General features: G+C 64.0%; 16 protein-coding genes, 1 tRNA gene and 1 riboswitch. Of the genes, 8 read left to right on the top strand and 9 right to left on the bottom strand.

Annotated elements, in window-relative coordinates; genetic code table 11:
* Positions 1 to 14: 14 nt before the first annotated feature.
* The 5 genes from EK16_RS01365 to EK16_RS01385 all read right to left on the bottom strand — a co-directional run bounded on the left by EK16_RS01365 (position 15) and on the right by EK16_RS01385 (position 5,767).
* Complete coding sequence (locus tag EK16_RS01365; protein WP_038033881.1) at positions 15 to 1,022, bottom strand: diacylglycerol/lipid kinase family protein; 1,008 nt, start codon at positions 1,020 to 1,022, stop codon at positions 15 to 17.
* Positions 1,023 to 1,038: 16 nt separating this feature from the next.
* Positions 1,039 to 2,268 (bottom strand): CDP-alcohol phosphatidyltransferase family protein, encoded by a 1,230-nt coding sequence (locus tag EK16_RS01370; RefSeq protein WP_051928748.1) that lies wholly within the window; start codon positions 2,266 to 2,268, stop codon positions 1,039 to 1,041.
* Positions 2,269 to 2,311: 43 nt separating this feature from the next.
* Positions 2,312 to 3,391: an LptF/LptG family permease gene (locus EK16_RS01375; protein WP_038033884.1), complete on the bottom strand. Its 1,080-nt coding sequence runs from the start codon at positions 3,389 to 3,391 to the stop codon at positions 2,312 to 2,314.
* A 3-nt stretch (positions 3,392 to 3,394) separates the two neighbouring features.
* Complete coding sequence (gene lptF / locus EK16_RS01380) at positions 3,395 to 4,630, bottom strand: LPS export ABC transporter permease LptF (protein WP_038033887.1); 1,236 nt, start codon at positions 4,628 to 4,630, stop codon at positions 3,395 to 3,397.
* Between the two features lie 240 nt (positions 4,631 to 4,870).
* Positions 4,871 to 5,767: a metallophosphoesterase family protein gene (locus tag EK16_RS01385; RefSeq protein WP_038033890.1), complete on the bottom strand. Its 897-nt coding sequence runs from the start codon at positions 5,765 to 5,767 to the stop codon at positions 4,871 to 4,873.
* Positions 5,768 to 5,907: 140 nt separating this feature from the next.
* Between EK16_RS01385 and EK16_RS01390 the strand changes: the two genes are divergently transcribed.
* From EK16_RS01390 to EK16_RS01415, 6 genes are all read left to right on the top strand, one after another.
* Positions 5,908 to 6,681, top strand: coding sequence for a phosphocholine cytidylyltransferase family protein (locus tag EK16_RS01390; protein ID WP_051928749.1), 774 nt, complete (start codon positions 5,908 to 5,910; stop codon positions 6,679 to 6,681).
* A 116-nt stretch (positions 6,682 to 6,797) separates the two neighbouring features.
* Positions 6,798 to 6,873 (top strand) — tRNA-Glu (locus EK16_RS01395).
* Positions 6,874 to 7,051: 178 nt separating this feature from the next.
* A riboswitch (TPP riboswitch) is annotated at positions 7,052 to 7,229 on the top strand.
* Positions 7,230 to 7,755: 526 nt separating this feature from the next.
* Entirely contained in the window at positions 7,756 to 8,763 is a 1,008-nt protein-coding gene (locus EK16_RS01400; protein WP_038034189.1) for an AAA family ATPase, read from the top strand.
* 8 nt (positions 8,764 to 8,771) lie between these two features.
* The gene (locus EK16_RS01405) at positions 8,772 to 9,770 is read left to right on the top strand and encodes a DUF58 domain-containing protein (RefSeq protein WP_156098419.1); all 999 of its coding nucleotides are present in this window, start codon (positions 8,772 to 8,774) and stop codon (positions 9,768 to 9,770) included.
* Positions 9,767 to 12,781 (top strand): DUF4159 domain-containing protein, encoded by a 3,015-nt coding sequence (locus EK16_RS01410; protein ID WP_038033891.1) that lies wholly within the window; start codon positions 9,767 to 9,769, stop codon positions 12,779 to 12,781. The genes EK16_RS01405 and EK16_RS01410 overlap by 4 nt, the downstream gene beginning before the upstream one ends.
* A gap of 15 nt (positions 12,782 to 12,796) precedes the next feature.
* Complete coding sequence (locus EK16_RS01415; RefSeq protein ID WP_038033893.1) at positions 12,797 to 14,902, top strand: hypothetical protein; 2,106 nt, start codon at positions 12,797 to 12,799, stop codon at positions 14,900 to 14,902.
* Positions 14,903 to 14,947: 45 nt separating this feature from the next.
* On the opposite strand, the gene EK16_RS01420 is transcribed toward EK16_RS01415, so the two are convergent.
* Both EK16_RS01420 and EK16_RS01425 read right to left on the bottom strand, forming a co-directional pair.
* Entirely contained in the window at positions 14,948 to 15,484 is a 537-nt protein-coding gene (locus EK16_RS01420) for a GNAT family N-acetyltransferase (protein WP_051928751.1), read from the bottom strand.
* A 359-nt stretch (positions 15,485 to 15,843) separates the two neighbouring features.
* On the bottom strand, positions 15,844 to 16,335 hold the full coding sequence (locus tag EK16_RS01425) for an NUDIX domain-containing protein (RefSeq protein ID WP_038033895.1): 492 nt from the start codon (positions 16,333 to 16,335) through the stop codon (positions 15,844 to 15,846).
* A 58-nt stretch (positions 16,336 to 16,393) separates the two neighbouring features.
* Between EK16_RS01425 and EK16_RS01430 the strand changes: the two genes are divergently transcribed.
* Positions 16,394 to 17,545 (top strand): N-acetyltransferase, encoded by a 1,152-nt coding sequence (locus tag EK16_RS01430; RefSeq protein ID WP_081910170.1) that lies wholly within the window; start codon positions 16,394 to 16,396, stop codon positions 17,543 to 17,545.
* A gap of 18 nt (positions 17,546 to 17,563) precedes the next feature.
* Complete coding sequence (locus EK16_RS01435; protein ID WP_051928753.1) at positions 17,564 to 18,388, top strand: NTP transferase domain-containing protein; 825 nt, start codon at positions 17,564 to 17,566, stop codon at positions 18,386 to 18,388.
* 30 nt (positions 18,389 to 18,418) lie between these two features.
* Here EK16_RS01435 and EK16_RS01440 read toward each other — a convergent pair whose 3' ends face one another.
* On the bottom strand, positions 18,419 to 19,279 hold the full coding sequence (locus EK16_RS01440) for an energy-coupling factor ABC transporter ATP-binding protein (protein WP_081910135.1): 861 nt from the start codon (positions 19,277 to 19,279) through the stop codon (positions 18,419 to 18,421).
* A gap of 186 nt (positions 19,280 to 19,465) precedes the next feature.
* A complete protein-coding gene (gene dnaN, locus EK16_RS01445) occupies positions 19,466 to 20,584 on the bottom strand; it encodes a DNA polymerase III subunit beta (RefSeq protein WP_038033898.1) in 1,119 nt (372 codons plus the stop codon).
* Positions 20,585 to 20,802 lie beyond the last annotated feature (218 nt).

The following is a 20,802-nucleotide window of genomic DNA, read 5'->3' on the forward strand; positions in this document are numbered from 1 at the left end:
CGGCATTGCTCCCGTCAGCCGCGCAGGAAGGTGAAGGCAGGCCCGAGCGAGATGCGCAAGGGCTCATCTTCGGGGGGCATCAGCTTTTCGCCGTCAATGACGAAGGGAGCGGACGTTTTTACCTCTAGGCGCGTCACCGGGCGGCTGATCATGCCGGGCGGCAGGCGCTCAGGCCGTTTGCGTGCCCAGATGATGACGGGCAGCCAGCGCAGAAGCGAGGGCGGCGGATGGCGAAAGAGCGAGAAGCGCAAGGCTTCCTCATGATCTGTCTCGACGAAGGGGCGGGCGCCGAAAACGAGGCGCTTGAGGGTGCTGACCAGAAGCGCGATGTGCAGCCCGTCTCCGACCGGTTCGCCATCGGCGATGACGCGCATGGGCCAGGGGCGGTCGAGCCTGTCTTCCTCCTCCGGAGCGGCAGGGCCGGCAAAAAGCGCCTTTCCCGCCGCGCGCAGCAGGGTGAGGGCAGGAGCGAGGGTGTTGCCGCGCACGCCCTTGCGATTGAAGGCCTCCTGGCAATAGAGCGTGCCGGCGGCGATGGCACCGCCGCCCAGGAACATGCCATGCTGCGGGCCGCTGCCGGCGGGGTTTTCCACCTTCAGCGAAGGGCGGATGATGCGTGGCGTCTCTTCCCGGCTCCAGGCAGCGGAAGCGATATAGCGCGCCTGTTCGCCGATATCCTTCAAGGAAAGCCCCAGTTCGGCAGCCGTCATGTTGGTGGAGCCATGCGGGAGAATGCCGATCATCGGCAGGGTTTCGGGGGAGAGGTTTTCGGCAAGCCAGGTCTGCGTTGCCTGCACGGTGCCGTCGCCGGCGGAGATGAACAGGGCTTTTGTCTCGCGCGCCGCTTCCTGCTTCAGGATGTCGAACAACTGCGGGAAGTCTTCGAGAACGTGCACGCTTATGTCTGCCTTGACATCAACACCGGCCAGGGCGCGCAGCTGCTCGGCCAGGGCGCGGCCCTTGCGATTGTTTCCCCCGGAGCGGGGGTTGAGGATGAGTGCGGCGCGGTGCGGTTCGGTCATGGTGCGTTCGTGCTCGTCAGACGTTGCCTGCCTCCCGGGCCATCCAGGAGACGAGTTCTCCCTTGCGTCGTTTTTCAATGAGGGCCTGGATGATCTGGATGCCATGGAGAACGAGACAGATGCCCGTCCACCAGGCCACGGCGAGCAGCCCCAGATCCGGCCGCTGCATGAAGGCGAAGAAGGTGAGGATGACGAGGTTGGGGTTGCGGCGGGCGGTGATCTCGCGGAAGAAAGTGTCGATCGGGCGCCAGATGTGAATTTCCATGCCCAGCCAGGCGATGGCCACGCCCTCGATGATCCGCTGCAGCACATAGCCGCCAATGATCACGGCAAGAGCGAGGTAAAGCGTCTGTTGCGGCAGGGGCAGGCCATAATCATCCAGCCCCATGGCCCAGGCCCAGTACCAGAAGGGCGGGTGCACGAGATCGATGCCGTGATCGAAGATGTTGCCCCAGTGGCTGCTGGTGAGCGTGGTGCGGGCCAGCTTGCCGTCCACGGTGTCGAGAAAGGTCATCAGCCAGGCGGCGAGCAGGCCGGAGGCATAATGCCCGTTCCAGAACAGGAAGAAGGCGATGATCACCAGCAGGGCGGAAAGGGTGGTGACCATGTTGGGGGTGACAGGCGTTTTTTCCGCCAGCCAGCGGGTGACATAAAAGGCGGGAATGGGCCAGAGGCGCTTGGTGACGAAATCAGTCGCGCCCTTATAGGTTCCCATGAAAACGCGCCATTCCACATCGCCTTTCTTTTCCGGCGACAGGATGAGGGCATAGGGGGCTTCGCGCTTGCGCAGGGCCTTCCAGAAGTTCACGCCCAGCTCGCCGGGACGGCGGACGATGAAGCCCTCGCTGCGGGCGCGTTCTCTTGCCGTTTCGGCGGTTTCGGCCTCAAGCAGGGAAAGGGCGGCGTCTTCCTTGCCCGGTGGCGAGACGACGGCGAGCGGCACATCGCGATTGTCGGCAAGCAGCACAAGGCCCGGGTGCTCGCGCAAGGCTCTGATAAGCGGCGGATCAAGAACGGCATCGGCGCGCACGAAAATTGTGATGCCATCAAAATGCGAAAGAGCCTGTTCGGGATCATGCAGGACGTTTCTGATCCCTTCCCGTGAAAACTGATATTGAAGCCGCTCGGCTGTCTTGCGGCCGAAGATGCTGTCTCCTGAAGTGCCGATGAGCACGAGCCGGACAGACTGTTCCTGCGCAGATGTTTCGCTCTCTTTCCGCGTCTTGTTTTCTTGCGGTTTGGGCATGCGGGCTGCTCCTGCGCTTCAGCTCATGCAACGGTGACGAATTTCACGCCAGGCTTTCCGCGCGGGTGATGAAGGCAGCGGCGACAAGGCCAAGGGCCGCTGCCGGCAGCCAGGCGGCAAGCCATGGCGGTACAAGGCCCAGTTCCCCCACGGTCATGGAAAGCCCGTCCAGTATGAAGTAGCTGAAACCGACGGCGACGCCTAGCCCGAAGATGTATCCGGCATTACCGCCGCGACGATAGCGGGCGGCAAGGGGAATGGCCACGGCCATGACCAGCCAGGCCAGCACGAAGAGGCTCAGGCGCTTATGCCACCAGGTGCGGTAGACGTAAACGGGGCGAATGCCGAAACCGGCGTTGGCAATGAAATATTCGAGATCCCTCAAGGTCATTTCCTCGGGATCGCCGGAACGGGCGCCGGCGGCGGCCAGCCGGAGGTTGCCGGAGTAGATCAGCGTGTCGAGGCGCTCGGGCCGTACGTTGTCCCGTGCGTAGATATAGACATTCTGCAAAACCCAGCGCCCGCGCACAAGCCAGGCCTTTTCGGCGATGACCTGCTCCAGGAGCAATCCTTCGGGATCACGGCGGAATATGGCGACGTCCTCAAGGACGGTGGCCTTGCGGTTGGCCTTGCCGGCGCGGAGGATGTCGTTGCCTGCGCGCATCCAGATGGGATCCCGTTCGCCGATCTGGAGCTTCTTGCTGCCATAATCGCCAATGCCCCATTCACGCAGGACCTTGGCAGTGCGGGGTGCGGCCTGATCATTGAGAGCAAACTGGGCGATGCCGAGCACAAGGCCCAAAGGCAGCAGCATGGCAATGAGGCGCAGCGGCGAGATGCCGGCGGCCCAGATGGCGACGATCTCGTTTCTGAAACTCAGCTCAACAAGCGTGAGCAGAACCGCAAGCAACAGCGAGAGGTTCCAGAAGGTTGCGGCCATCTGCGGCGCGCGCAGGGCCGCATAACGCAGAAGGCCCCAGGTGTCGTTTTCCGTGTAGGCCAGGATTTCGTCCATGTTGGAAATGGCATCGAGCAGCAGGACAAACACCGTCAGCCCCGCCAGGATCAGAACGAAGCGGGTGGCGATCATGCGGGTGAGCATGCGGCCGATGACGGTGATCATGGCTTATGCCTCCCGGCGTCTGGCGAACCGTGAGAACATCCCGCCCAGCCTGCGGCGCAGATAGGCACCGACATCGGCGAGACGGTCATAGAGCGCCTCGAAACGGTCCTTGCGGAGCGTGAAGCAGGCGTTGTAGTAGCGCACGGCGGCGAAAAGCACGAGCAGAAGATAGGGCGCCCAGATCGTCAGCCAGATGGGCGCCAGTCCGACGCGGGAGGCCACCGCTCCCTGCTGCACCAGCTCGTAATAGGCAACAAGAATGGCAAAGGCGACGGCAAAGCGATAGGCCCGCTGCTGACGGCGATGGCCAATGGCGAAAGGCAGGGCGAGAAAGGGCAGGACGGGGATGGTGAGAATGGACACCAGGCGCTTGTTGAGTTCGGTATGCAGCTCCGGGATCGTGGCGCGGGGCAGGGGCGTGTCATAATTGCGGATGAGCTCGGGAAAGGTGAGCTCGCGTTCATCCTGACCGCGAGGGCGGAAGACCAGCGCATTGCGGCGGCCAATCGGCGCTTCCGTGCGATCGAAGAAGCCGGAGGAGAAACGCGGCGGCGGGGTGCGGCCGGAAAAATCCGGCCAGCTTTCCAGCTTCAGGCGGTGACCATCCAGCAGAACGAGCAAGGGGCGCGGATCGTTCTTCTGCGGTACGAGATACCCCCGCTTGGCGGTAATGGTTTCGGCGCCGCCCTTGCCGCGATAGTCGAAGAGAAAGATGCGCTGAAAGCTGTTGGTCTCACGCTGGAGCTTGTCGAGGATGAAGGTGCGAGTGCCGCTCTGCATGAAGACGCCTTCCTCGGCGAGATAGAAGACCTCAACATTGCTCACCGTATAGAGCAGGGCGCGATAGGCATAGCGCGTATAGGGCTGAAGCCAGCCGAAGATGTAGACGGAGAGCAGGGTGAGCAGAAGCGACAGCCAGATGATGGGGCGGGCGAGCCGGTGCAGGGAAATGCCGGAGGCAAGAGCGGCGTCAATTTCGCTGTTGCGCGAAAGGCGATTGAAGCCGAAGAGCAGGCCGAGAAAGAGGGCGGCGGGAATGGCCAGTCCCAGATAGTGCGGTACGAGATAGCCAAGAAGCTCGAAGACGACGGAAAGGGAGTTCTTCTTGCCCAGCGTCTTGTCGAGAATGCGCACCATGCGCTCGGAAAGCAGCACGAGAAGACCAATGGCAAGTGCGATGGCCAGGGGCCTGCCCACCTCGCGCAGAACGTATCTGTCAATGATCCTCAAGCCAAACATGGCCCCTTTTGCCCGCCCGTGCTCTGCGGCTTTGCGGCTGCCTGCCCGTGAGACGCCCGCAGACCGGATTGCGCCAGCAAATCCCGGTCCGTCCCGGCAAGAAAAGACCGGTGCGAATCGCGGTTATCCTGCCCTGACGTACATGACGCCAACCTGAACGCGTGCTAGCACGGCAGGGGGCCATGTCAAGCCAGATGGCACGTTGAAGGCACGGCGGCAAGGCCGATTCATGGACTGCTTTCAGAAAGCGAGCCATTCGTCTTTCAGGGTCATGGGCTCTCCCTGTCGATCAAGACCGCGGCGCAGCAGATGCAGGCGCCAGGCGCCCTGACGGCGGGCGATGCCGAGCATCTGCCAGCCGGCGGCGGGTTTTTTTCCGCCAGGGCGATAGGACGCCGACGGTGCGGCCAGAAGATGCACGGGACCAGTCCGGCTTTCCAGCACGTCGTGTTTCCACAGATGATTGTGGCCATAAAGCACGGCTTCCGCCCCCTTTTCCCGCAGGACCTGTTCAAGGGCATCCGCATCCTTCAGCGCCTTGCGCGGGCTGGTGGCCAGGGAAAACAGGGGAGGATGATGAAGGATGACGAGGCGGAACAGCCCCTTGCTCCGCGTTTCCTCCAGCAGGCGGGCGAGCCTCTCGATCTGCTCTAGGCCGAGGCGGCCGGAGGCCTCGCCCCAGGGGGCGGGGTAGGTGGAATTGAGCGAGATGATGGCAACGTTGCTCACATACCGCACCAGGGGAAAGCGCGGTATTGTTTGCGCACCTTCATTTTTCGCCGTCATCCATGGCGCAAGGGTAACGAGGCCGGCTTGCAGGGCATTTGCCACGTAAAGATCATGATTGCCGGGGATGAAGGTGAGGCGCTCCGGCGGGGCAAGTGTTTCCAGCCAGGTACGGGCGGCGGCGAATTCCCGGCGGGTGGAGATGTTGACGAGATCGCCGGTGAGCACGATGTGATCGGGCGCGTGCGCCTGCATATCCGCGATCACGGTGTTCAGGCTTACGGCGCGATGCCGGCGGAAGCGACGCAGACGCCAGGAGAGCCAGCCGAAAATGCGCTTGCTGGCCAGCTCGCGCACGGTGGCGCCGGCAAGGGGCAGATGCACATCGGTTATGTGGGCGATCCGGATCATGATTCCGTCGTGATTGACGCGGGGCGCGAAAAGAGGCAAACCGGAGCGAAATTCCAGTCGGTGACTGCAAGAGTACCGGGCAGCCGGCGCCCGAAGGACGAGGGCGTTCGCGCGCCTTTCCTAACACGAGGTTTTTCGCCGTGAAAGTGATCATTCTGGCCGCCGGGCAGGGCCGGCGTCTTCTGCCCCTGACCGCGGAAGTGCCCAAGGCGCTTCTGGACATTGGCGGGCAGACGCTGATCGGGCGTCAGATCGACGCCTTCGCCGCCTGCGGGATCAAAGAGTTCGTGGTCGTTACCGGTTTCGCCTCCGACAAGATGGAGGAGGCGCTGGAGCGGATCGCCAGCCGCGATCGTGTGACGATCCGCACCGTCTACAATCCCTTCTATGCGGTGAGCGACAATCTCGCCAGCTGCTGGATGGCGCGGCATGAAATGGACGGCGATTTCATCCAGGTGAACGGGGACAATGTCTTCCGTTCCGATCTCGTTGAGGCGCTGCTGGCGGCCAATGGTCATGACGTGCTCGTGGCCATCAACCGCAAGGAGGCCTATGACGAAGACGACATGAAGGTGATGCTGGATGGCGACCGGCTTACCGAAATCGGCAAGACGCTGCCTTTGGAGGCGGTGGATGCGGAGGCCACGGGTTTTTATGTCTTCCGGAAAGAGGGGCCGGCCCTTTACCGGCAGACGCTGGAAGAGATGATGCGCGAACCCTCGGCGCTGCATCAGTGGTTTCCGGCGGCGATCGGGCGGCTGGCCAAGCGCATTCCCGTCGGTGTGGTCGATCTGACCGGTCATGTCTGGTGCGAGGTGGATTTCCCTTCCGATCTCACGCAGGCACGGCGGCTGGCGGCGGAATGGGATGCGGAGCGGGCCGAGAGGCGCCGGCCGCGCCTGATCTCCCCCTGAACGGGGCTTTTCTGTCCGGAAGGTTCGTGGTTTTGGGCGAAAGTCGATCACAGGGCTCTTGCCATCCGGCGCATTCGGGCCTATAGGGAGGCCAGCGAATGGCCGCGAAAACATCTGCCCCCATCGTCTAGCGGTCTAGGACGCCGGCCTCTCACGCCGGAAACAGGGGTTCGAGTCCCCTTGGGGGCGCCATTCTTCTCTGATCTCATCAGACACGCATTTCCCCACGCATTCACCGCCTCATCGGGGTGCGGTTGCCGTTTCTTCAAAGCGTTCCGTTTTTCCACAGGATTGCAACGAAAGCGCGTATGCGCTTGGCTGCCTCGCGTGCGCTCGTTATAATCTGAAATTGCTGGAGTTCTGGTTTCCAGCGTGGCGTCAGGGGTGCTGGTGCTCGTCTGTTTCTGCCGTCGCCCCCGGAGCATGTATCAAGAATGCTGGCGGCTTAAGAACATGGCCAGGACGCACCGGCTGAGAGGCTTTTTCGGGCCAACCCTTGGAACCTGATCCGGATAATGCCGGCGAAGGGAGCACGCCCACGGAAACGCCTGCTTCACCTCCTGACAAAAGCAGGCAGGCATGAATGTGACGCTGGTTATGCTTTCCGCAGTATCCCCGCACTCCAGGATACAAGATTGTCATCTGCTCCATTACCTGCAGATCAGCCGGGGGCTAGGATGGCAGGTTCATATAATGATCTAGGATCACACTGCACGACACACACATCGTCGCATCTTAGATCAGCCGGTGTGTCAGGCTGTGTACGCCAGTGGCTCAAGGCCTGAGGCTTTCTCCGGGTGACGATGAAAAGGAACGATCCGCACTGCATCGCATAGGATGCGGAAGGTTCTGTTTCCCCGCGCCTGACGCCGGGCTGTGAAATTGTGCGCGCGGCATGACGGGTTTTTAATGCGCCGGTTGCGCCGCCTGGTATATTTTCGCCATGAAACGGCGCCATGAAACGCTTTAAAAACCGCAGGGCACAAGCCCGCGGCCGCACAAAGGCGCATAAAAGCCTCTTAAAAGGCGTTAAAGGAATACGGTTCACCGGTAATGAAAGGAGCCAATGCCGTCATGACAGATCCGCAGGCTTTGGCGGAGGATGCCGCCATCGTTGGCGACATGGAAAAGGCCGCCGAGGACCTCGCCCGGGTCCGCAATGAAACCAGCCGCATCATTCTCGGCCAGCAGGAAGTGATCGCGCTGGCCCTCACGGCCATCCTCGCCGGCGGGCATGCCTTGCTCGTTGGCGTGCCCGGGCTGGCCAAGACCTTGCTGGTCACCACGTTGGGCACCGTTCTCGGACTGGATGAAAAGCGCATTCAGTTCACGCCGGATCTGATGCCTGCCGACATCATCGGCAGCGAGGTGATGGAGGAGGATGAACACGGCCGCCGGCATTTTCGCTTCATCCCGGGCCCGGTTTTCGCCCAGCTGCTCATGGCCGACGAGATCAACCGCGCCAGCCCGCGCACCCAGTCCGCCCTGCTTCAGGCCATGCAGGAGCGCTATGTGACCGTTGCCGGCCAGCGGCATGACCTGCCCCGCCCCTTTCACGTGCTTGCCACGCAGAACCCCCTGGAGCAGGAGGGCACCTATCCCCTGCCCGAGGCGCAGCTGGACCGCTTCCTGCTGGAAATCGACGTCCGCTATCCCGACCGCGAGGCCGAAAAGGCCATGCTTATAGCCACCACCGGCGCCGAACAGACCGAGCCGCACCGCGTGCTCACCGCAGAGCGCCTCATGCGCATTCAGCATCTTGTGCGCCTCATGCCGGTGGCCGAACACGTGCTCAACGCCATCCTCGATGTCGTCCGCGCCGCCCGCCCGGGAACGGAAGAAGCCGATCCCTTCGTGAACGAGACCGTGGCCTGGGGCCCCGGCCCCCGCGCCGCCCAGGCCCTCATGCTGGGCGCCCGCGCCCGCGCACTGCTCCATGGCCGTTTCTCCCCCTCGCTGGAGGATGTGGCCGCGCTGCTCGATCCCGTTTTGCGCCATCGCATGGCCGTCACCTTCTCCGCCCGCGCCGACGGCATTACCGTTGAGGACGTCATCGCCAAGCTGAAGGAGAGGCTCGCCTGACCGTGGCCATGGCTGCGCAAAAGAAAAGGGGTGCCGCCCCAAATTCCCTGCACCGGTTGCGTCAGAAGGCCGATGCCCTTGCCATGGCGCTGCCGCCGCTGCTTATTGCCACGCAGCGCGCTGCCCGCTCCGTCATCCATGGGGTGCACGGCCGCCGCCGCGCCGGCCCCGGCGAGGAATTCTGGCAATATCGGGCCTATGCGCCCGGTGATTCCGCCGCGCTCATCGACTGGCGCAAATCCGCCCGCGGTCAGCGCATTTTCGTGCGCGAGACCGAATGGATGGCCGCCAATACCTTATGGCTGTGGGTTCAGGGCGATGCCGGCATGCGCCTGCGCTCCCCCCTTGCTGATGTGAGCAAGGCCCATCGCGCCGCCGTGCTGGCGCTGGCCATCGCCCGCATGGTCACCCGCGCCGGCGAACGCATAGCCGCACTCGGCGCCCCTTTCCGGCCTGATCACACAAATCTTGCGCTTGATCGCCTCGCCCGCTGGTTCGATCCCGACCATCCGGCCAGCCAGGAACCTCTGCCGCCCCGCGTGGAGGTGCCGCGCTTCTCCACCTGCATTCTCATCGGTGATTTCTTTGCCGATCCCGATGCGCTGGAAGAACGCATCCGCCATCTCGCCGCCGCCGGCGCCACCGGACATCTGCTGCAAGTCGTCGATCCGGCCGAGGAAACCTTCCCCTTCAAGGGCCGCACCCGTTTTGAAAGCAGCGACGGCAGCCAGCATCTCCTTTTCGGGCGCGCCGAGGACATCCGCCAGGACTATATCCGCCGCCTTGCCGCTCTGCGCCATCGTCTGGATCAGTTCGCCCGCCGCCTTGGCTGGTCCTTTACCGTGCACCGCACCGATCAGTCGCCACAGGTGCCGCTTCTTGCCCTGCGTGCCCGGCTGGAGGGCCTGCCGCCCGCCGCCATGGCGCTGCCGCCGGAGCCCGCCGAGGGTGAAACACCCGCCTCGGCACAGGCTGAACATGACGGTATCGGGAGGACAGGCTCATGATCCAGACAGGCCTTTCCGCCCTTACCTTCGCGCATCCGGCCGCCCTGTGGTTTCTGCTGGCCCTGCCCGTCATCGCCTTTCTGCTGCGGGCAACACCGCCGCGCCCGACCACCGTGCGCTTTGCGCCCTTCCGCCTGTTGCAGAACGTGCGCAAACGCCGGGAAGAGGCCGCGCGCACGCCCTGGTGGCTCATCCTGCTGCGCATGGCGCTCATGGCCGCCCTCATCATTGCCGTTGCCGGCCCCCGTCTTGATCCGCAGCGCGGCGGCTCCTGGAATCTGGCCAGGGGCAAGGGGCCCGTTCTCGTCATCGTTGATGACGGCTGGGCCGCCGCCAATGCCTGGACGGCGGTCACAAACACATTCAAGCGCCTGCTTGATGAAGCCGGGGCCAATGATCGCCCGGTCATTCTCGCCACCACCGCACCGCAGGCCATGCCCCTCAATCTGAAGCCTCAGGCACCGCGCGCCCTGAAAGCAGCGCTCGCCACGCTCAAGCCCCAGCCCTTCACTCCGCAGCGCCTGCGGCTGCTGAATACCCTGCGCGCCACCAATACGAAGCCGGCCGACATCATCTGGCTTGCCGATGGCCTGGATTACGGCGATGCCGGCGCCTTCGCCGAAGGGCTTTCCCGCCTTGGCGCCGCCCGCATAACGGTGCATGCCTTACCACAGGATGCCTTGCCGCATGTGCTGCTCAAGCCCACTGCAAAAGGCGGCAAGATCAGCGCGCCCGTTTTGCGTCCGCGCCGCCGGGGCATGAACGCCATGATCAGGCAGGAACAGGTGCGCATCCTGCTGCGTGCTCGCAATGGCCGCCCCCTCGCCGAAGCCACCGCCACCTTCCGCGGCACGGCGCTTAAGGCCTGGGCCACGCTCACGCTGCCCGCCGCCCTGCGCAATGAGGCGGCCATGCTGACCATCGTCGGCGAGGATCAGGCCGCCGCCGTCTGGCTGTTCGACGACCGCTTCCGCCATCGCAGCGTTCTCGTCTATTCCGGCGAAACGCGCGGGCGCGATCAGCCCCTGCTTTCACCCGCCTATTACGTGATCAAGGCCCTGCAGCCGCAGGCGGAGGTGAACGAGGCCGAAACCCTTTCCGATCTCGATTCCCGTCTCGACCCGTCTTTATCCATGCTCGTGCTTGCCGATGTCGGACGGCTCGATGCCAGCCGCCGCGAGCGGATCAAGCGCTGGGTGCGGGCGGGCGGCCTGCTTCTGCGTTTCGCTGGGCCGCGCCTTGCCGCGGCGGCCCGCACGCTGGACCCGGATCTCGTGCCCGTGCGCCTGCGCGCTTCCGCCCGTCAGCTCGGTGCCGTGCTCAGCTGGGAGAAGCCCCAGCCCCTGCAGGCCTTTCCCGCCAAGTCGCCTTTCGCCGATCTCAACCCCGATCCGGACATCCGCATTTCCCGTCAGGTGCTGGCCGAGCCCGATCCCGACCTTGCCTTGCGCACCTGGGCCCTGCTCGCCGACGGCACGCCGCTGATCACCGCGCGCCGCGAAGGCAAGGGCCGGGTGATCCTCGTGCATGTCACCGCCAGCCCCGAATGGTCCAACCTGCCCATGACCGGGCTGTTCGTGGACATTCTCGATCGCATTCTCGAAATGGCGCCGCCGGCCCGCATCGCTCTCGCCGGCGAAGCGCAGGAAGCCCATGACGCCGCCGCCCCCTCACCGGCGATGACTACATCCTCCGCGGCCGAGATGAACGCCGGACCCTTCGTGCCGCTGCGCACGCTGGACGGCTTCGGCCGCCTGCAACCGCCGCCGCCTCAGGCTGCGCCCATCAGCCCTGAGAAGCTGAAAACCACAAGGCCGGGCCCTGAACATCCCCCCGGGCTTTATGGCCGCGGCGGCATGGTCCGCGCCCTCAATGTCGGTCAGGAGCGCATGAAGCTCGCCGCCCTGCCGCCTCTGCCTTCCGCCTTTGACATGCGCGGCTATACCCGCCTGCCGGTGAAGGATCTGGCCCCGCCTCTGTTCCTGGCCGCCGCCGTGCTCTTTTTACTGGATGGCCTTGCCCTGCTCGTTCTCACAGGCGGGCTGGGCCTCCTTCTGCCCCGCTCCGGTCAAGGAAAGAGCGTTCTCGCACGCATGAAAGGCGAAAGCGCCGCACGCATCCTTTTGCCCCTTTTCGCCGTCACGTTCATCGCTGCCTTCTCCCTGCCGATAAATGAGGCCGCCGCCGCTCCTGAGGACGGCGCACCGCACGCTGCGGCCACGCAAGAGACCGCCGCGCGCAAGAAGAAGGATGATGAGGCGGCCCTCGCCTTCGCCCTGCGCGCCACCGCCCGCACCCGCTTCGCCTATGTGAAAACCGGCGATCCGCGTGTGGACAGGATCGCGCGCGCCGGCCTGATCGGCCTGTCGGAATTCCTCGCGCAGCGCACCTCCGTGGAGCCGGGCGAACCTTTTGGCATCGACATTGAAAAGGACGAAATCGCCTTCTTCCCTCTCATCTACTGGCCGGTCACCGCCGATGCCCCCCTGCTTTCAGCGCAGGCGGTGGCCCGTATCGACACCTATCTCAAGAACGGCGGCACCATCCTCTTCGATACGCGCGATGCCGATGCCGCAGCCCTTAATCCGGGAGGGCTCACGCCGGAACGCCAGGCCCTGCGCCGCATCCTTTCCAGCCTTGACATTCCGCCGCTGGAGCCAACGCCGCGCACGCATGTGCTCACGCGCTCGTTCTACCTGCTTTCCTCCTTCCCCGGGCGCTATGCCTCATCGCCCCTGTGGGTGGAGGCCACATCCGCCGGCCGCGAGCGGCGCCGCCTCTCGGTGGGCAATGCCGATGGCGTATCATCCATTCTCATCACCGGCAACGACATGGCCGCCGCCTGGGCGATCACGCCCTCCGGCAACTTCATGCTGCCCGTTTCCGGAACCCCGCGGCAGCGTGAAATGGCCATCCGCGCCGGAATCAACATCGTGATGTATGCCTTAACCGGCAACTACAAGGCCGATCAGGTGCATATTCCCATCATCTTGAGACGGCTTGGGCAATGAGGATGTAAAACGGCCATGATCCGCAGCTTGAACATCGTTTTCGATCCGCTGCTGCCGCCCTGGCTTCTGGGCGCTTTTGCCCTTGCCGCCCTTCTCATTGCTCTGGCGCTTTTTCGCCTGCGCCGTCAGCCGCTCGCCCTGCTGGCGCGTCTGCTCGCCGCCGCGCTCATCCTGCTGCCTTTGGCCAACCCGCGCATCGAAAAGGAAAAACGCCAGCCGCTTGATGATATCGCCGTCATTGTCGTGGATGACAGCGCCAGCCAGCATGTGGACGGCCGCCGCCAGCGCGCCCAAGAGGCGGCCCGGTTGCTGAAAGAGCGCCTGCAGGCCCTGAAGGGCACCGAGGTGCGCACCCACACCCTGCCTGCCGATGATGGCCGCGAGGGCACGCGCCTGATCTCCGCCCTGCGCGAGGCACTCGCCGATGTGCCGCCGGAACGCTTCGCCGGTGCCTTTCTCATCACCGACGGCCGCGTGCATGACGTGCCGGCCGATCCGAAAAAGGCCTTACCGCCCGGATATGAAGCCCCCGTTCACGCCCTCATCGACGGCCGCAAAAACGAGCGCGACCGCCGCATCGTGATCACGCAGGCCCCGCGTTACGGCATCGTCGGCAAGGAACAGACCATCCGCTTCCGCGTGGAGGAAACCGGCGGCACCGCCTCTTCGGTTGAGGTCTCCATCCGCGTCAATGGCGAGGACTGGGGCCGGCATCGCCTAAAGCCCGGAAAGACCGCCCAGCTCGCCCTGCCCGTGGATCATGCCGGGCAGAACATCGTGGAGCTCTCCGCCGCCCCCATGCCCGGCGGCGAGCTCACCCTGCGCAACAATCACGCCGTCGTCATCACCCGCGGCATCCGCGACCGCTTAAAGGTTCTGCTCATTTCCGGCGAGCCCCATCCCGGCGAGCGCACCTGGCGCAATCTTCTCAAGGCCGATCCCACGGTGGACCTTGTGCATTTCACCATCCTGCGCCCGCCGGAGAAGCAGGATGGCACGCCAATTCGCGAACTGGCGCTGATCGCCTTTCCCACCCGCGAGCTGTTCGTGGAAAAGCTCAAGTCCTTCGATCTCATCATCTTCGATCGCTATCAGCGCCGCGCCATCCTGCCGGAATTCTACATGCGCAATGTCGTCGATTATGTGCGCAACGGCGGCGCCGTGCTGTTTACCGCCGGGCCGGAATACGCAAGCGAATTTTCCCTCTATCATTCGCCGCTTGCCGACATTGCCACCATCGCGCCCATGGGCAGGCACCGCATGGTGGCCTATCGCCCCGCCCTGTCCGAAACCGGCCGGCGCCACCCTGTCACACGTGGGCTGAAGGGCAAAGGCCTGGGCCAAAAGAACCCTCCCGCCTGGGGGCGCTGGTTGCGCATCGTGCCCGGCCAGGCCGCCCCGAAGGCCCAGGTGCTGATGACCGGGCCGGACAACCTGCCGCTTCTCGCCCTGTCCCGCGAGGGCAAGGGCCGGGTTGCCACGCTGATGTCCGATCACATCTGGCTGTGGGCGCGCAAATATGACGGCGGCGGACCGCATGTGGAGCTTCTGCGCCGTCTGGCACACTGGCTGATGAAGGAACCGGATCTGGAGGAAGAGGCCCTGCAGGCCGAAACCCGCGGCCGCGATCTCGTCATTTTCCGCCGCACCATGAAGGATGCTGTCCCGCCCCTTGAGGTGACCACGCCCGACGGCACAAAAACCACCCTCACCATGCGCAAGAGCGGCCCCGGCCTGTTCACCGCGCGCATTCGCGAAGCACCGGTCGGCCTTTACAGGCTGCGCAATGGCACGCTTTCGCGCCTCACCGCCGTCGGCGAGGCCGACACGCCCGAAACCCGCGAGATCACCTCAACAGAAGAGATGATCAAACCTGTTACGCATGCCACGGCGGGCGGTCTGGTCTGGATCACCGCCGGGGATGAAGGGGGCATCTCCCTGCCCGCCATCGTGCGCGCCGAAAGGGGACGCCCCATGGCCGGCAACGGCTGGCTGGCCATTCAGGCCGCCGGCGCCTCGCGGCTTGTGGCCATGGAGCGCATTCCGCTGTATTCGGCCTTGCCGGTGCTGGCGCTTGCCTTGCTGCTTCTCGGGCTGGCCTGGCGTCTGGAAAGCCGCTGAAACCGAGCCGTGGTGCCAACCGCTTCATGCCTTGTCTGCACGACTTTACGCGCGCGTTTTTTCGCGCCCTGCCTGATACCGCCATGGCGGCAGCAAAAGCCCCTGCACGCCATTGAGCGCCCCAGCCTGACGCGCCCGGAAAAGCAGCCGCGCCGGATCAAACGGCCCGGGCAGCAGAATCCGCCCGTGCGGCACAACCGGGGCAAACCCGAAACGTTCATAATAGGGCGCATCGCCAACGAGAAAGATCAGATCGTGCCCCTGTGCATCCGCCGCCTGCAAACCCCGTTCAATAAGAGCAGCCCCGATGCCCTGACTCTGCACATCCGGATGCACCGCCAGCGGCCCCAGCAGAAGCGCCTCTCGCCCCTCGGGCGCGATGACAAGCGGCCAGAAGGATATGACGCCGACAAGCCGCCCCGCGCTCGTGCGCGCCGTGAAAGAGAGCCCGTCCACCGGCCGGGATCCCTCACGCAGGCGGTAGCTCGCCTTGGTGCGCCGATCAAGGCCGAAAGCCGCATCCAGAAGCGCATCCGCCTCCTTTTGCGGAGCGCTGGCCTGTTCAATGACAATGCCGTTCATGAAAACTGCCGGAGCGCCGGGGGAAAGATTGCTCCGCTCCCTGTCCTGCTCTTGCCTTCAAAAGGCCCAAGGCCTTACAGTCCCACAACTTCTAGGCGAAGCCAGGTCTTTGCAGCTCCGCCCCCTGAAAAAGCCAACGAAAGGGGATCAGGCCCCTTTGCCGCATCGGACAGGGATGCGTCGTCGCAGAAAAGAGCGGTTGATCCGTCTGAACCTGCAAATCATGCCTTGCCGCCCCGGACAGGAAACGCGCGTAACGATGCCGGCCCGCTCTCTAGCACTCCTGACCGCCCGCGTCCAGCCGCCCCTGTGGGAGGTGGGATGATATCACCGGTCAGCCTTTGCTCACTTGGTATCACTTACCAGCATTCCGACGGCGGTTGGCCGCGCACCACCTCCTCGATGCGCCGCCGCGTGCCCGGCGTGGTGCCTTCCGGCAAAGCCTCGGGCGGAAAGAAGCCCATCTCCGCCACCTCCCGTGACGGCCGCCAGGGCAGACGCTCGTATTCCCCCGGATTGACCGTGTAGATCAGCACATGATCATTGGGAAAGAAGGCGTGATTGGCATAAATGCCGAACAGATGCGGCCGCGAGAGCAGGCGGATGGCCGCTTCGTCAAGCAGCTCATGGCGCAGGGTTTCCTCCACCGTCTCCAGCTTTTCCACCCCGCCGCCCGGCAGTGCCCATCCGGGCATGTACGTGTGCCGGATGAGGCAGATGCGCCCCTCTTCATCGCGCACCACCGCCCGCACGCCCAGGGTCAGACAGCGGGTGGCGCGGAAATAGCGCTGAAACAGCCATTTCCGGATCTTCAGCCCCAGCGGCCATTTCTGGCTGTCCGATTCACGCATGTCTGTGATAAGAGGCCCTAAAGCGGCGCTCCCGTCAATGACCGAAAACGATCCTGCCATGAATGATACCACCGCGATCGATATCCGCCCTGTACGAAACGGGCGCCTGCTGCACGCCTTCATCCGTCTGCCGCATGCCATTTACGCCGATGATCCCGCCTGGGTGCCGCCGCTGGATTTCGACATGCGCCAGCGCCTCTCCCGCCGGCACAATCCCTTTTTCGAACATGGCGAGGCCGAATATTTCCTGGCCTTTCGCGGCGAGCGTCCCGTGGGGCGCATCACGGCACAGATCAACCGGCTGCATCTCGAGCGTTATCATGATGACATCGGTTTTTTCGGCTTTCTGGAGGGGGTGGATGATCAGGCCGTCTTTGATGCCCTTCTTGATGCCGCCGCCCGCTGGCTGGCCGAGCGCGGCATGAGGCGCATGCGCGGGCCCTTCAATTTTTCCATCAATGAGGAAAGCGGCCTGCTCGTGGACGGTTTTGAACATCCGCCCGTCATCCTCATGGGCCACGCCCGTCCCTACTATGATGCGCGGGTCAAGGCCGCCGGCCTTGAAAAGGTCATGGACCTGATCGCCTATGACTATCCCGGCCTGCAGCCCGTGCCGGAAGCCGCCGCCCGCCTGCTGCGCCGCCTGCTGGACAAGGGCACGATCACCGTCCGCCCCATGAACAAGCGCCGTTTAAAGGAGGAGCTCGACCTGATCATGGACATCTTCAACGATGCCTGGTCGGAGAACTGGGGGTTTGTGCCCTTCACACCGAGAGAGATCCGCAAGATGGGCGAGGAGCTGCGCCTGATCGTCAATGACCGCGATGTCTGGATCGCCCATTACAAGGGCGAACCCGCCGCCATGGTCGTCACCATTCCGGACATCAACGAGATCATCCGCGACTTCAGGGGCCGTTTGCTGCCCTTCAACTGGCTGAAACTCATCTATAGGCTGAAATTCGCCGGCCCCACCACGGCCGTGCGCATGCCCTTGATGGGGGTGCGCAGGCGCTATCAGAACAGCGCCATCGGCACCGCGCTGGCACTTGCCGTCATTGATGCCGTGCGTTTCCATCAGGCCGGGCGCGGGGTAAAACGCGGCGAACTCTCCTGGATCCTGGAGACCAACACACGCGTGCGTCACCTCATCGAATCCGTCGGCGGTGTGCCCTACAAGACCTATCGCATCTATGAAAAGCCCATCACTTGAAACCCACCTGTCCCTCCGATGACGACTGCACACGACAGCAAGCCCGATACCATCTGGCGCGCCGTGGTCCTGGCGGCCTCACGCGGGCCGGATGATCCGCTTGCCCGCGCAACGGGCGTGCGCCACAAGTGCCTGCTGCCGGTGGCGGAAGAGCCCATGCTCGCCCGGGTTGTCCGCGCCCTGCGTGCCGATCCGCGCATCAAGGAAATCGCGGTGGTCATCGATGATTTTGATGCTGCAAAAAGCGCTCTCGGCACGCCGCTTCCCGAAAGCGTGCGCCTGCTGCCGGCCGGGGAATCCGCCGCCGCTTCTGCCGATGCCGCCGTTGCCGCCCTCGCGGAAGAGGGCTCATGGCGCCCCGTTCTGCTCACCACCGGCGATCATGCCCTGCTCACCCCGGACATGGTGCGCCTCATGCTGAATACCCCGCAGACGAAAGAGGCCGACCTGTTCATCGCGCTTGCCCGCCGCAGCCTGATCAGGCAGGCCTATCCCGACATGCGTCGCACCTGGCTGAAACTCTGCGGCGAGGCCGTGACCTCCTGCAATCTCTTTGCCCTGATGACCCCTCGCGCCCGCCGTGCGCTGCAGTTCTGGAAGGATGCGGAGCGCAATCGCAAACACCCGCTCCGCCTTGCCTTTTCGTTTGGCCTGGGCTCCCTGCTGCGTCTTGCTTTCTGTTCAGGGGGGGCGGAGCGTGCGCTTGCCATTCTTGGCAAGGCGCTGGGGCTTGCCGCCGCCCCCGTCTTCATGCCCTGGGCCGAAGGGGCGCTGGATGTGGACAAGCCGGAGGATTACGCCCTCGTGCAGTGCATCCTTGACCGTGCGGACAAGCGACCGTGATGAATGGCCCTGAAAACGATCCGCAAACGATCAGGGCAGAAGCTCACCGGCGAGAAAGGCGCGCGCCTCATCCGTCTGCGGACAGCAGAAAAAGGTCTCCGCCGGCCCCTGTTCAATGATGCGGCCGTGATGGATGAACAGCACGTCATCGGCCAGACGCTTCGCCTGCGCCAGATCGTGGGTGGAGAACACCACCGTCGTCGTCGCCTCGTGCAGGTCGTTGATGATGCGCTCCACATCCCACGTGGAAGCCGGATCCAGCGCCGAGGTCGGCTCATCCAGAAACAGCACCGAGGGTTTCAGGATCCAGGCCCGCGCCAGCGCCAGCCGCTGCTGCTCACCGCCGGAAAGCGTCCGCGCCGGGCGATCCGCCAGATGATCCAGCCGGCACCGCTGCAGCGCTCGCTGCACCCGGATTTTCAGATCCGCCCCCTTAATCCCGCGGTTTTTCAGCACGAAACTGAGATTGTCGCGCACCGATCGCCTGAGCAGCACAGGCTTCTGAAACACCATGGCCTGCGCCTGCCGCACCGCCTGCGGATCATGCCCCAGCGGCCCTTCCCAGATGAGGCGCCCGCTGCTCGGCGCGATCAGGCCATGACAGAGCCGCAACAGCAGGCTCTTGCCGGCGCCATTGTAGCCAAGGACCACAAGCCGCCGTCGCGGCCGGATGACAAAGGTGAGATCATCAAGCAGCTTGCGCCCGTTGACGATATAGGAGACGTGCTCCACCCGAAGCGGCAGAATGACGTTGCGGTCGCGTCCCGCCAGGGCCGGGCTGCCCACCTTCCGCCCATGGCGAAAGCCCCGCCGCTCCGCATGCGCGGGTCTGGCCGCATCCTCCGCCTGTGTACTGCGCGGAAAGGGAAAACGCACGATCCGCCCCGCCATGTGCTTGCCCGTCTCTTCCCGAAGTGTTTGATGGTTATGGTGGCTTGCGGCCGTGAAAACCGCCCAGAAATGCCTAAAAAACGCAGGCGTTCCGCCTCACGGTGTCACAGCACGCCGCTCTATGCAAGCACCCCGACGCCGGTTCACCTGTCTTTTGAGGTATCAAAGGCTCAATAGACACACGGATCACACGCGCATGGGCATGAGCACATAGATGGTGCGATCATCATCGCTGTCGCGCATGATGGTGGGCGAGGCGGCATCGCTGAAGAGAAACACGGTGGTGGCGCTTTCGATTTGCGCGGCGATCTCCAGGAGATACCGGGCATTGAAGCCAATCTCCAGCGGCTCGCCCTCGTAATGACAGGAAAGCTCTTCCTCCGCCGAGCCCGCCTCGGGATTGTTCACGGACAGCACCAGCCGCTCGCTCTCGATGCTGAGCTTCACCGCCCGCCCCTTTTCCGAGGACACGGTGGAGACACGATCCACCGCCTGGGCGAACAGCCGCGTGTCCACCTCCAGGCGCTTGTCGTTATCGATCGGGATCACCCGCTCGTAATCCGGGAAATTGCCGTCGATGAGCTTGGTGGTGAGCACCACGCCATCGATCGCAAAACGGATCTTGCTCTGGGTTAAGGCCACCTGCACGTCCTCTTCTGCCGCATCCAGCAAACGCAGAAGCTCAAGCACCGCCTTGCGCGGCACGATAATGCCCGGCATGCCGGCCGCGCCTTCTGGCGCCGGCAGCTCCGCGCGCGCAAGCCTGTGCCCGTCCGTGGCCACCGCCCGCATGGCCACCGATCCGTCCTCACGCTCCAGCGTATGGAAATAGATTCCGTTCAGGTAATACCGGGTCTCTTCCGTGGAGATGGCAAACTTGGTGCGCTCGATGAAAAAGGCGAGATCATCCACCGGAATGGCGAATTCGTGAGAAGGTTCTCCCGCCGCCAGATCCGGAAAATCCTCCGGCGGCAGCGCCGGCAGCATGAAACGCGAGCGCCCCGAAATGACCGCCACGCGCCCCTCATCCGGCTGTTCGATGGACAGCTGCGAACCATCGGGAAGCTTGCGCACGATGTCATGCAGCAGATGGGCCGGCGCCGTGCCCGCACCGCCTTCCAGAACGTTGGCCGCCACTTCCTCCACCACCTCCATGTCGAGATCCGTGGCGGTCAGTTTCAGGCCTTCCTCGCCGGCCTGCATCAGAACGTTGGAGAGGATCGGCACCGTCGTGCGGCGTTCGACGACGCTCTGCACATGCCCGAGAGCCTTCAGCAACGCATTGCGTTCAACCGTCACCCGCATGATGTGGCCTCTCCTCTCCTTCTCGTGCTGCAACCTTCCCGAGGCACCGTGGGGGAAAGGAACTTTGACGCCCCTGCCGGCGAAATGCAAGAACCCCGCCCCGCTATCAAGATGCATCAAGGCATGCTGTGGATAACGGCCGGAATTCGCCGAGAGCGTGGACTTAATTCAAAGACGGCGCTGCCAGCGGCATTTTCTTGAAAAGCACTTCGTCTTCC

This window comes from Thermopetrobacter sp. TC1 (genome assembly GCF_000746275.1).
Lineage (GTDB): Bacteria > Pseudomonadota > Alphaproteobacteria > Rhizobiales > Aestuariivirgaceae > Thermopetrobacter.

Excerpts from the sequence above, each read along its gene's own strand:
- EK16_RS01415 (WP_038033893.1), top strand. The coding sequence starts at position 12,797 with ATGATCCGCAGCTTGAACATCGTTTTCGATCCGCTGCTGCCGCCCTGG.
- EK16_RS01425 (WP_038033895.1), bottom strand. The coding sequence starts at position 16,335 with ATGCGTGAATCGGACAGCCAGAAATGGCCGCTGGGGCTGAAGATCCGG.
- EK16_RS01365 (WP_038033881.1), bottom strand. The coding sequence starts at position 1,022 with ATGACCGAACCGCACCGCGCCGCACTCATCCTCAACCCCCGCTCCGGG.
- EK16_RS01430 (WP_081910170.1), top strand. The coding sequence starts at position 16,394 with ATGAATGATACCACCGCGATCGATATCCGCCCTGTACGAAACGGGCGC.
- dnaN (WP_038033898.1), bottom strand. The coding sequence starts at position 20,584 with ATGCGGGTGACGGTTGAACGCAATGCGTTGCTGAAGGCTCTCGGGCAT.
- EK16_RS01375 (WP_038033884.1), bottom strand. The coding sequence starts at position 3,391 with ATGATCACCGTCATCGGCCGCATGCTCACCCGCATGATCGCCACCCGC.
- EK16_RS01400 (WP_038034189.1), top strand. The coding sequence starts at position 7,756 with ATGACAGATCCGCAGGCTTTGGCGGAGGATGCCGCCATCGTTGGCGAC.
- EK16_RS01410 (WP_038033891.1), top strand. The coding sequence starts at position 9,767 with ATGATCCAGACAGGCCTTTCCGCCCTTACCTTCGCGCATCCGGCCGCC.
- EK16_RS01370 (WP_051928748.1), bottom strand. The coding sequence starts at position 2,268 with ATGCCCAAACCGCAAGAAAACAAGACGCGGAAAGAGAGCGAAACATCT.
- EK16_RS01385 (WP_038033890.1), bottom strand. The coding sequence starts at position 5,767 with ATGATCCGGATCGCCCACATAACCGATGTGCATCTGCCCCTTGCCGGC.
- EK16_RS01440 (WP_081910135.1), bottom strand. The coding sequence starts at position 19,279 with ATGGCGGGGCGGATCGTGCGTTTTCCCTTTCCGCGCAGTACACAGGCG.
- EK16_RS01435 (WP_051928753.1), top strand. The coding sequence starts at position 17,564 with ATGACGACTGCACACGACAGCAAGCCCGATACCATCTGGCGCGCCGTG.
- lptF (WP_038033887.1), bottom strand. The coding sequence starts at position 4,630 with ATGTTTGGCTTGAGGATCATTGACAGATACGTTCTGCGCGAGGTGGGC.
- EK16_RS01420 (WP_051928751.1), bottom strand. The coding sequence starts at position 15,484 with ATGAACGGCATTGTCATTGAACAGGCCAGCGCTCCGCAAAAGGAGGCG.
- EK16_RS01405 (WP_156098419.1), top strand. The coding sequence starts at position 8,772 with ATGGCTGCGCAAAAGAAAAGGGGTGCCGCCCCAAATTCCCTGCACCGG.